The sequence below is a fragment of the Candidatus Cardinium sp. cByotN1 genome (assembly GCF_022810525.1).
Classification (GTDB): domain Bacteria; phylum Bacteroidota; class Bacteroidia; order Cytophagales; family Amoebophilaceae; genus Cardinium.
Genome location: NZ_JAACGG010000171.1, coordinates 1 through 535, shown reverse-complemented (window position 1 = coordinate 535; position 535 = coordinate 1). Strand labels below are relative to the sequence as shown.

Sequence of the window (535 nt, the reverse complement as noted above, 5' to 3'; positions counted from 1 at the left end):
TCAAAAAGACAGCAAAGATGTCTGTCACCAAATTGCTAAATATATTAATCAAAAAATCAAGGAAAATAATAACTATCTTAACCAATTTAATGCACAAGGCTTAACCAATCTAGTCAATGGGTGCTCTAAATGGAAGGATCAAAAAGACACCCAAAATGCCTGTCAAAAAATTGCTAAATACATTAATCAAAAAATCAAGGAAAATAATAACTATCTTAACCAATTTAATGCACAAGAGTTAGCCAATCTAGTCAATGGATTTTCTAAATGGAAGGATCAAAAAGACAGCAAAGATGCCTGTCAAAAAATTGCTAAATACATCAATCAAAAAATCAAGGAAAATAATAACTATCTTAACCAATTTAATGCACAAGAATTAGCCAGTCTAGTCAATGGGTGCTCTAAATGGAAGGATCAAAAAGACAACAAAGATGCCTGTCAAAAAATTGCTAAATACATCAATCAAAAAATCAACGAAAATAATAACTATCTTAACCAATTTAATGCACAAGAATTAGCCAGTCTAGTCAATGGG

1 protein-coding gene is annotated in these 535 nt (G+C 30.5%); it reads left to right on the top strand.

All coding sequences use genetic code 11. The annotated features are described in order from the left end of the window. Positions 1 to 535, top strand: a 535-nt coding sequence (locus MUW73_RS04210; protein WP_243575294.1) for a hypothetical protein, incomplete at both ends; no start/stop codon positions are given.